The 10109-nt window shown below is 70.7% G+C and carries 9 protein-coding genes and 1 pseudogene; 2 read left to right on the forward strand and 8 right to left on the reverse strand.

The genetic code is table 11. The features are described 5' to 3' along the window. Nucleotides 1-194: 194 nt before the first annotated feature. From plsY to KBA23_RS13825, 3 genes are read right to left on the reverse strand one after another with little or no spacing between them, the layout of a single operon-like run. Entirely contained in the window at nt 195-776 is a 582-nt protein-coding gene (gene plsY, locus KBA23_RS13815; RefSeq protein ID WP_290741897.1) for a glycerol-3-phosphate 1-O-acyltransferase PlsY, read from the reverse strand. Then, nucleotides 773-2035, reverse strand: coding sequence for a dihydroorotase (pyrC, locus tag KBA23_RS13820; protein ID WP_290741899.1), 1263 nt, complete (start codon nt 2033-2035; stop codon nt 773-775). The genes plsY and pyrC overlap by 4 nt, the downstream gene beginning before the upstream one ends. Beyond that, nucleotides 2029-2988: an aspartate carbamoyltransferase catalytic subunit gene (locus tag KBA23_RS13825; protein ID WP_290741901.1), complete on the reverse strand. Its 960-nt coding sequence runs from the start codon at nt 2986-2988 to the stop codon at nt 2029-2031. The genes pyrC and KBA23_RS13825 overlap by 7 nt, the downstream gene beginning before the upstream one ends. 211 nt (nt 2989-3199) lie before the next feature. Between KBA23_RS13825 and glsA the strand changes: the two genes are divergently transcribed. Next, nucleotides 3200-4201: a glutaminase A gene (gene glsA, locus KBA23_RS13830; protein WP_290741903.1), complete on the forward strand. Its 1002-nt coding sequence runs from the start codon at nt 3200-3202 to the stop codon at nt 4199-4201. A gap of 40 nt (nt 4202-4241) precedes the next feature. Then, entirely contained in the window at nt 4242-5849 is a 1608-nt protein-coding gene (locus KBA23_RS13835; protein ID WP_290741905.1) for an MFS transporter, read from the forward strand. A 441-nt stretch (nt 5850-6290) separates the two neighbouring features. Here KBA23_RS13835 and KBA23_RS13840 read toward each other — a convergent pair whose 3' ends face one another. The 5 genes and pseudogenes from KBA23_RS13840 to KBA23_RS13860 all read right to left on the reverse strand — a co-directional run. After that, nucleotides 6291-6512, reverse strand: a complete 222-nt coding sequence (locus KBA23_RS13840) for a hypothetical protein (RefSeq protein ID WP_290741907.1) — start codon at nt 6510-6512, stop codon at nt 6291-6293. A gap of 94 nt (nt 6513-6606) precedes the next feature. Next, nucleotides 6607-7572 carry a lipid kinase gene (locus KBA23_RS13845; protein ID WP_290741909.1) on the reverse strand — a complete coding sequence of 322 codons (966 nt, stop codon included), beginning with the start codon at nt 7570-7572 and terminating at the stop codon, nt 6607-6609. Nucleotides 7573-7644: 72 nt separating this feature from the next. Next, nucleotides 7645-7872 (reverse strand): hypothetical protein, encoded by a 228-nt coding sequence (locus KBA23_RS13850; RefSeq protein ID WP_290741911.1) that lies wholly within the window; start codon nt 7870-7872, stop codon nt 7645-7647. A gap of 160 nt (nt 7873-8032) precedes the next feature. Continuing rightward, complete coding sequence (locus KBA23_RS13855; protein ID WP_290741913.1) at nt 8033-8926, reverse strand: transposase; 894 nt, start codon at nt 8924-8926, stop codon at nt 8033-8035. 224 nt (nt 8927-9150) lie between these two features. After that, a pseudogene (locus KBA23_RS13860) lies at nt 9151-9954 on the reverse strand (ISAs1 family transposase); the annotation flags it as partial. Between the last annotated feature and the right edge of the window lie 155 nt (nt 9955-10109).

The following is a 10109-nucleotide window of genomic DNA, read 5'->3' on the forward strand; positions in this document are numbered from 1 at the left end:
GGCTCCGCCGCCTGCGCGACCGCGAACCGATCGACCGGCTCCTCGCAGATCGCCTCGTCGGCGCCAAGCTCGACCTGCCAGGCGAGGGCGGCGAGGTCGGCGTCGAAGCAGGAGGGCAGGGCGGACACGGGGCTGATGCTATGCCGTCGCGCCGGCGTCGACCAGTCCGTTCGATGCAGCCGGACGCAGCCGGTTCATCGCCGCCCGATCCGCGGCTCCGAGCCGTCGCGCAGTCGCGCGATGTTGGCGGCGTGCCGGACGAAGACCAGGATCGCCATGCCCAGGCCCGCCAGCGCGGAACCCGGCGGCCCGAGGAACGCGAGCGAGACGGGCGCGCTCGCCGCTGCGACCAGCGCCGCCAGCGACGAGATGCGAAAGACCACGGCCACGGCGGCCCATGTCGCGCAGGCGATCAGCCCGACCGGCCAGGCGACCGCGAGCAGGATGCCGAGAAAGGTCGCCACGCCCTTGCCGCCGCGAAAGCCGAGCCAGACCGGAAAGCAGTGCCCGAGGAACGCGGCCGCCCCGGCGACGAGCCCGGCGGCCTCGCCGCCCCAGGCCCGCGCGAGCAACACCGCCGCCGCGCCCTTGGCCCCGTCGAGCAGCAGCGTCGCCAGCGCCGCGCCCTTGTGGCCGGTGCGCAGCACGTTGGTCGCGCCGATGTTCCCCGACCCGATCGCGCGCAGATCGCCGAGCCCGAGCGCCCGCGTGATCAGCACCCCGAACGGGATCGAGCCGAGCAGGTAGCCGAAGGCGGCGGCGAAAAGCGAACTCATGCCCCCTCCCGCGCGAAGACCTCGCGCCCGCCGACCCAGGTGCGCAACACTTTCCCCTGCATCCGCGCGAGGTCGAAGGGGGTGTTCTTCGACTTCGAGCGCAGGGTCGAGCGGTCGAGCACGAAGGGCGCGTCCGCGTCGAAGAGCACGAGATCGGCCGGCGCGCCCGCCGCGAGCCGGCCCGTCGGCAGCCCGAGGAGCCGCGCCGGGTTGAGCGACAGCGCCCGCCACAGCGCGGGCAGGCCGATGTGGCAGTCATGGACGAGGCGCAGCGCCGCCGGCAGCAGGGTCTCGAGACCGACCGCGCCCGGGGCGGCTTCCTCGAAGGGGAGACGCTTCTCCTCCTCGTCCTGCGGGGTGTGGAACGAGCCGACGACGTCGATCAGTCCCTCGGCCAGCGCCTCGACCACCGCCATGCGGTCGTCCTCCGAGCGCAGCGGCGGCGTGAGCTTGAAGAAGGTGCGGTACTCGCCGACGTCGAACTCGTTCAGCGTCAGGTGGTGGATCGAGGCGCCCGCCGTCACCTTCAGGCCCATCGCCTTCGCGCGCCGCAACGCCGGCAGGCCGGCGGCGGCCGAGAGCTGGTCGGCGTGATAGCGCGCGCCGGTGGCCTCGACGAGCGCGAGGTCGCGCTCGAGACCGATCCGCTCCGCGACCGGCGAGACGCCGGGCAGGCCGAGCTGGCTGGCGAACTGGCCGGTGGTCATGCAGGCTCCGGCGCTCAGGCCGGGTTCCTGCGGGTGGCCCACGACCAGCGCGCCGAGCCCGGCTGCGTAGGTCAGGCAGCGCTGGAACACCCGCGCGTCGGCCACAGCGCGCGCGTCGGTGAAGGCGACGGCGCCCGCGTCCATGAGAAAGCCGATCTCGGTCATTTCGCGGCCGTCGCGGCCCTTGGTCAGCGCCGCCATCGGCAGCACGTTGACGGGGCTCGCGCCGACGGCGCGGCGGCTCTGGAACTCCAGCGCCTCGGGCGTGTCGATCGCCGGCCGGGTGTCGGGCCGCGTCGCCATCGTCGTGACGCCCCCCGCCGCGGCGGCGGCCCCGGCGGTGCGGAAGCTCTCCTTGTGCCGCTCGCCCGGCTCGCCCACCTTGACCCCGAGGTCGACGATCCCCGGCGCGAGATGCCGCCCGCCGCAGTCGATCCCCGGGCGGGCGTCCGTGAACACCTCGACGATGCGGCCGTCGGCTATGGCCACTCCGCCCGCGACGACGCGGTCGCCCTCCGGGTCGACCAGCCGGGCGTTGACCAGCGTCAGCACGCGGCGCCTCCCCGCTCGGCGGTGCGCGAGCGCAGGTTGCGCGCCAGCAGGTCCATCGCCGCCATGCGCACGGCGACGCCCATCTCGACCTGCTCCTGGATCACGCTGACGTTGATGTCGTCGGCCAGCAGCCCGTCGATCTCCACCCCGCGGTTCATCGGCCCCGGGTGCATGACGATGGCGTCGGGCTTCGCGGCGGCGAGCTTTTCGGCGTCGAGGCCGAAGCGGTGGTAGTATTCGCGCATCGACGGCACCAGCGCCCCGTCCATGCGCTCCTTCTGGAGGCGCAGCATCATCACCACGTCGGCGCCCTCGATCCCCGCGCGCAGATCCTGGAACACCTCCGCGCCCATCCGCTCCGCCCCGGCCGGCATCAGCGTCGGCGGGCCGATCAGCCGGATGCGGTTCTCCATGATCCCGAGCAGCAGGATGTTCGACCGCGCCACCCGGCTGTGGGCGATGTCGCCGCAGATCGCGACCGTGAGCCGCGACAGCCGGCCCTTGCGCCGGCGGATGGTCAGCGCGTCGAGCAGTGCCTGGGTCGGGTGTTCGTGGCGGCCGTCGCCGGCGTTCAGCACGGCGCAGTTGACCTTGGAGGCGAGCAGGTTGACCGCGCCGGAGGCGGGGTGGCGCACGACCAGCAAATCGGGGTGCATGGCGTTCAGCGTCATCGCGGTGTCGATGAGGGTCTCGCCCTTCTTCACCGAGGACTGCGCCACCGACATGTTCATCACCGTCGCCCCGAGGCGCTTGCCGGCAAGCTCGAAGCTCGCCTGCGTCCGGGTCGAGGCCTCGAAGAACATGTTGATCTGGGTGAGGCCGCGCAGCGCGCTACTGTGGTCGCCCGTGCCGCCACGGTTCAGCGCCGCATATTCCTCGGCTAGGTCGAGGATCGCCTCGATCTCGCCGCGCATGAGCCCCGCGATCCCGAGCAGGTGGCGGTGCGGGAACAAGGGCGCCTCCGGGTGACCGATCCTCGGCCCCCCGTAGCGCAGGCCGCGCGGCGGCGGCAAGCGCCGATCGTGAACAGTCGTGATCGGAGGGAGGTGCGGGAACGATTGCTTTTTCTGGCGATGTGCCGAACATGGCGGCGTTCCTGCTAGAAGATACGGCCCCGTTACGATCCTGACAGCCACCCCGGTGGTTGCCAAAAGAGGGTGTATCATGGAGCTACTCGATCCGTTTCTGGACCCCGAGAACGGCTATGTCTCGACCGGCGCGCTGCCGCCTGACACGCGCGTCAGGCGACTGGTGTCCGAGGCGCACGCGCGATTTGCCCCGGTAGCCCAGGGCGATGTGTCCCAGGTCTACCCGGCGCTCGCGCGCGTGCCGCCCGAGCTTTTCGGCGTCTGCGTCGTCGGCGCCAGCGGCAACGTCTACGCGGCCGGCGATGCCGATCACGAATTCACCATCATGAGCGTGTCGAAGCCGTTCGTCTTCGCGCTCGTCTGCGACCTGATCGGAGCGACCGGCGCGCGCGAACGGCTCGGGGTCAATGCGACCGGCTATGCGTTCAACTCGCTGGCCGGGATCGAGCGGCAGGCGGGCGGGCGCACCAACCCGATGGTGAACGCGGGCGCGATCGCCACGACGAGCCTCGCGCCCGGCGCCACGACCGAGGCCAAGTGGAGGTTCATCCATGACGGGCTGTCGCGGTTCGCGGGCCGCGCGCTCCCGCTCAACGACGAGGTCTATGCCTCGGCGACGGCGACGAACTTCCGCAACCGCAGCATCGGCTGGATGCTCGAGAGCCTGGGCGCCATATACTGCGATCCGGCCGAGGCGGTGGAACTCTACACGCGCCAGTGCTCGCTGAACGTCAGCGCCCGGGATCTCGCCGTGATGGGAGCGACGCTCGCCGACGGCGGCTTCAACCCGGTCACGCGCGAGCAGGTCGTCAAGCCCGACGTCTGCCACTACACGCTGGCGGTCATGCTGACGGCCGGCCTCTACGAGACATCGGGAGACTGGCTCTACGAGATCGGCCTGCCGGGCAAGAGCGGCATCGGCGGCGGCATCGTCACCGTCTCGCCCGGCAAGGGCGGGCTCGGAACCTTCGCCCCGCCGCTCGACTCGGCGGGGAACAGCGTCCGGGGCCAGCTGGCGGCGCAGTTCCTGTCGCAGCGCCTCGGCCTCGACCTGCTCATGTCCGCGCCGGCCCGGTAGGCCGCCGCCCCCACCGACAACGATCCGCGAGGGAAACGTCATGTCTGCGACCGCAAGCCCGACCGAAGAGCGGGCATCCTGGGTCCCGATGATCGCCATCGCCCTGGGCCAGGCGATCATGTCCTTCAACGTGGCGTCGCTGCCGGTGGCGCTCGGCGGCATGGTCGAGAGCTTCGGCGTGCCGCCGACGACGGTGGCCACGGGCATCGTCGCCTATTCGATGATCGTCGCCGGCTTCGTCATGCTCGGCGCCAAGCTGGTCCAGCGGTTCGGCGCGGTGCATGTCTTCCGGATCGCCGTCGTGGTCTTCGGACTGTCGCAGGGCCTGATGACCTTCAGCCCCAACGCGACGCTGATGATCACCGCGCAGGCGCTCTGCGGCGCGGCGGCGGCGGTCATCGTCCCCTCGCTGGTCGCGCTGATCGCCGAGAACTACCGCGGCCGGCAGCAGGCGACCGCCCTCGGCGCGCTGGGATCGGCGCGGGCCGGCGCCGGGGTCGCTGCGTTCCTGATCGGCGGCATTCTCGGCACGATGATCGGATGGCGGCCCGCCTTCGGCCTGCTCATGGTTGCCTCGGCGGTCGTCTTCTTCCTCAGCTTCCGCCTCAAGTCGGACCACGGCCGGGATGACGTGCGGATCGACATGGTCGGCGTGGCGCTGGCGGCGGCGGCGATCATCCTCATCAGCTTCGGCTTCAACAACCTCAACGGCTGGGGCATGGGCGTCGCCCGTCCGAACGCGCCCCTCAGCGTGCTCGGCCTGTCGCCGGCGCCGGTGATGATCGTGTTCGGCATCGTTCTGGGCCAGCTCTTCTTCCTCTGGACCCGCCGGCGCGAGGAAGGCGGCAAGACGCCGCTCCTGCCGTTGCAGGTGCTCGAGTCGCCGCAAGAGCGCGCGGCGGTCTATGCGATGTTCTCGGTGGTGGCCCTTGAGGCGGCCCTGAACTTCTCCGTGCCGCTCTACATCCAGATCGTCCAGGGCCGCTCGCCGCTCGCGACGGCGGTGGCGATGCTGCCCTTCAACCTCACGGTATTCTTCGCGGCCATGCTGATCGTACGCTTCTACGACCGCTTCTCCCCGCGCATGATCGGTCGCGGCGGCTTCGCCGCCTGTGCCGTGGCGCTGGTCTGGCTGGCGTTTGTGGCGCGCAACGACTGGGGCGCCGTTCCGGTCCTGTTCGGGCTGGTGCTCTTCGGCATCGGCCAGGGCTCGCTGGTCACGCTGGTCTTCAACGTGCTGGTCACGGCCTCGCCCAAGGAGCTCGCGGGCGACGTGGGCTCGCTGCGCGGGACGACGAACAACCTCGCGGCGGCCGTCGGCACGGCCGTGGCGGGCGCTCTGCTCGTCGGCCTGCTCGGCGCCTCCGTCATGCGCCAGGTCGTGAGCACGCCCGTGCTCACGCCGGAGCTTCAGGCGCAGGTGGACCTCGACAGCGTGAACTTCGTCACCAACGACCGGCTTGCCGTGATCATCGCGGCCACGGACGCCACGCCCGAGCAGAAGGCCGAGGCGGTGCGCGTCAATACCGCGGCGCGCCTCCAGGCGTTGAGGATCGGCTTCCTGATCATGGCGGGCCTCGCCCTCGTGACGATCATTCCGGCCGGCCGGCTTCCCGACTACCGGCCCGGAGAAATTCCGGAGGACTGAATAGAACTCGGCGCCGCCGGCTCATCCGTCAGGGTCGGCGGCGCCGGTGGCAACCGATACGGTTTCCGTCTGAAGACTTCGGCGTCAGAGGTTTACGGCGGATCCTTCGATGCACGCTCCATGCACAACGTATGCACAACGCATATGCCAAGCAAAAGAGTCAGAATTGAATCGTTAATGCAGGCGCGAAGCGTTCAGGTGGAGGCCGTAGACGCCGCACGCCGCCGCGCCGTCCCTGGCGCGGCGCGGTAGCATTGGCGCCGGGGGCTGCGGTCCGGATGGCCTGCCGCGCCCACGCGAACGGCGTGAATGCCGGCGCCCGCGAGGGACATGAAGCTAGGGCGCCGCGCGTCGGCGGCAGGCGCCCTTCGCGAACGGCCGGCCAGACAAATCCCCCGCCGGGCGCACAGTCGGCCCCCGCTCGCGCCCGCGGTTCGAGACTCAGGCCGCTGGATCGCCCGCGTAGCGGGCGCTGATCCGCTTCAGCCGCTCGCCCCAGCCCGGCAGGGCCCGCGCCAGCCGCTCCTCCGCGGCCGTCCGGGCGCCCTCGACGGCGAGCCGGAGCTCTGCCAGGAAGCAGGCCTCGTCGAGGGCCGCGTCGGGCGATCTTGCCTTCGCGCCGCGGATGCGGCGGGTCGGGACATGCGGGTGGTTGCGAGACATCGCCTTGCTCCGTCGGGCGTTTACGGCCCTAACTTTCCATGCCCTACGTTACTCCAACGTAACTCCCGCGTGACCCCGCTCCGACGAATTGAGGTTAACGTGGCGGGCGCGCAACGCTCGCCCGGTCGACCATCGCCGGCGGTTCGGGCGCGAAGACGCGGATCGCGCGGGGGTGAACGCGGAAATGCGCCGGGGTGGAGGTGACGATCTCGCCGTCGGCGTTCACCGGCATCGGGCGGCGGGTCTCGATGTCGAACTCGACGCCGCGGGCGGTCTGGACGTCGGTCCAGGCGCCGTGCGCGCCGGAGCGGAAGGTGCGCACGCCGAGCGCGAGCTTCCAGACGTTGCGCATGGCGAGGCTGTAGAGATCGAGATGGCCGTCGTCAATCTCCGCCGTCTCCTCCACCACCGCGCCGCCGCCGTAGTGCCGGCCGTTGCCGACGGCGATCTGGAGGGTGCGGGTGCGGAAGCGCGAATCGCCTTCGTGGATCCAGGCGGAGAAGCGCCGCGCCCGGGCCAGCACGCGCATTCCGGCAAGCGCATAGCCGAGCCGGCCCCAGCGACGCTTCAGCGCCGGGGTGAGCTCGCGGGTCAGGTCGACCGAGAGACCGATCGAGGCGACGTTGAAGAAGAGGTGGTCGTTGACCGAGCCGAGGTCGACCGCGCGCAGCCGGCCGTGGGCGATGACCTCCGCCGCCGCGGCGACGTCGTCGGGGATGTGCAGCGTGCGGGCGAGGTCGTTCGCCGTGCCCATGGGGAGGATCCCGAGCGGCAGGCCGCATTTCACCATCGCCGGCGCCGCGCGCATCAGCGTGCCGTCGCCGCCACAGACCACGATGGCGTCGACCTCGCCGGCGCGGCGCAGGATGTCGGTTCCGATCTCGTCCGGGCCGGAGAAGGTCTCGACCACCATGCCGATCCCGGCCCCGCCGAGGCGCTCGAGCGCCGGCTCGACGCCCTCCGACCCGCGGCGCGCGCCGGGGTTCACCAGGACGAGGACGCGCCGCGGCGGCGCGAGGCGCGCGGCGGAACAAGGGGCGGGTCGGGTGTCGTCGAACATGGTCGCAAAGGTGCGACGTCGCCGCCGTTCTTCAAGGGGGCCGCGCGCGCTTGCGATCGGCCCGTGAGCCGATCAGTCGGAGTAGCGGGCGTAGAGCCGGCAGAGGCGGTCCGTGCCGCCGGCGCCATACCGCCGACGCAGCCGCTCCACGGGGCTCTCGCCGGCGGCGATCGCGGCGCGGAGCTGGGCGAGGAAATACTCCTCGTCGCTGATCGGGTCGCTCGGCGCGGCGTCCTGCGCGTGAGCGATCAGCTCGAGGACGACGGGGCGGGAGGGAATGCGGTGGGGGTGGATGGTCATGCGAGCCTCCTCGGATCGCAACGAGCCTAGACTCGGGATGGTTACGACAGCGTGAGCGCGCCGTGACGCCGCGCCCCTCCTCCCCCGGGGGAGCGTCCCAGGCTGGCGAGTCCGCCCGCGGTGGGGTGTCCTTGCCGAACACCCCCACTTGCTATCAGATTCACCCATCATTCGGGTTCGCATTCGCGATCAGGGGAGCGAGGTATGCGCCCTGCTTGATCGACTGGAATTCGGTCCATCCACTCAGGATGACGCTAGGACCGGGCTTGCCGTAGTACCCGGTCCATCCGCCAAGACGGGCGCAGATCCAGGTGGCGAAGGCGAGGCTGCCCTTGGGGTGCGGGTTCTTCTGACGCTCGGTCCGGCCCTCGAGGTTGCGGCTGATCGCTTCGAGCAGCGGTCGGTCCTCCGGATCGAAGGCGTCGGTGAGCGGCCGCAGCGCGCGCCCGTCGGACCCGCCGTCGCGCTCCGCGGTCATCTGCATGATGACGGTGGCGGCCAGCAGGCAGGCGAGGATCAGGCGGCTGCGCGGGGCTTCCTCGCCGATCCGCAAGCGCTCGACGTCGAAGCCCTTGCGCTTCATGGTTCGGAAGAGTTCCTCGATCTTCCAGCGTTTCGCAGAGCGTTCGGCGACGTCGAGCGCGCCCGCGACCGTCCCGACGTCGCGCGTGGTCAGGAGCCTCCAATGCACCGGCCTCGCGCCGCCGCCGCCTCCGTCGCTTTCGCCGTGGGGCGGGGTTTCCTCGCGGAGGTGGACACAGCCGGAGGCATAGACCAGACTTCTTGCCGCCGAGACGCCGGCGGAGCCGCCGCCGCCGCCGATTGACTGGCCGGCCAGCCCGGCGGAGCTGTAGCCGAACGTGGTCACCGTCGATCCGCTCGACGCCACGCTGACCGCGGCTCCGTCGCCGCCGTCGCCGCCCACGCCGAACCAGCTCTTGGAGGTCGGCCCGATCCCGCCGAACCCGCCGACCGATTGCGCCAGCACACCCGGCGCAGTGTCGGAGTCTCCGGCCGTCATGTCGGTCTGGATGTTGGCGCTGGCGCCGGTCACCGTGACCGTCTGTGGCAGAGCCGCATGTGCGCGACCTTGACGATCACGGTGACACCGTCAATCAGCACGATCTGGTGGCGTCGCGAAGGTGGTGGAGCTTCCGGTTCGGCGTGCTCCGGGCAGGTGAGGTTTCACGGCGTCAGGCGGCGAGGTCAAGGGTTTCGAGATCGAGTGGTCAGTAGAGCTTTTGTGCTGACCGGGCAGGGGAATCGAATGAGTTGACGTCATAGGGCGGCGAGGGTCCTGGCGAGGAAATCCTCGTCCCATCCGGCGATGCGCTTGGATTTGAGGCTGTCCTTGCCGGGCGCCCGGCGCAGCGCGTTGAGGGCGGCGCGCTTGACGGCGGAGAAGTTGGCGGGGGCGTTCTTTCTTCGGATACGGCCGTCGTCGTCGCGGAACTGCACGTCGAGCACCCAGTGCAGGCCGTTCTCGACACCCCAGTGAGCGCGGATGGCGGCACCTTGTCCGCGTCGGCGGGCAGCGAGGAGATGTGGAAGCGCCGCTCGCGCTCCTCGCCCTTGGCGGTCTCGCGCTGCGCGACGACCATGACGACAGAGCGCAGGCCCTTCCAGTCGGGATGGCGCTCCTTGAGCCAGGCGATGTCCTCGACGGCGTAGACCTCGCGCGTCTCGATGCGGCCGTGGTCGCCATCGACGCTCGACGCTTTCGAGACGGCGACATCCGCGAAGCCGCGCGCCGACTGCCCGGTGAACAGCAGCTCCACGTCGTCGCGCAGGCTCCCCTGGTTGGCCTTGAGGCCCAGGACATAGTCGGCGCCCTTGTCGACGATCTTCCCGGCGATCCTGGTCTGGCGGCCCATGGCGTCGATGGTGACGATCGCGCCCTTGATCGCCAACAGCTCCAGGAGCTCGGGGATCGCGGTGATCGCGTTGGACTTCTCGTCCACCGCGCGGGCGGCGAGCACGAGCTTCTGCACCGAGCTCCAGGCCGAGATCATGTGCACCGCGCCCTTGGCCTGGCGCCCGGTCGAAGGAGCGGCGCGCCGTCTTGCCGTCGATCGCGACCACGCCCTCCAAAGATTGCCCGCGATTGCTTTCATGGACAGTTTGGCTGGATGACGCCGCAGCAGGTTGTGGGCGATGTGTTTGACGGTGGTGAAGTTGGCCGGGGCATGCTCGGTTCGGACCCGGCATTCGTCGTCTCTGAAGACGCAGTCCAACAG

The organism is Amaricoccus sp., assembly GCF_017995835.1.
In the GTDB taxonomy this organism is placed as follows: Bacteria; Pseudomonadota; Alphaproteobacteria; order Rhodobacterales; family Rhodobacteraceae; genus Amaricoccus.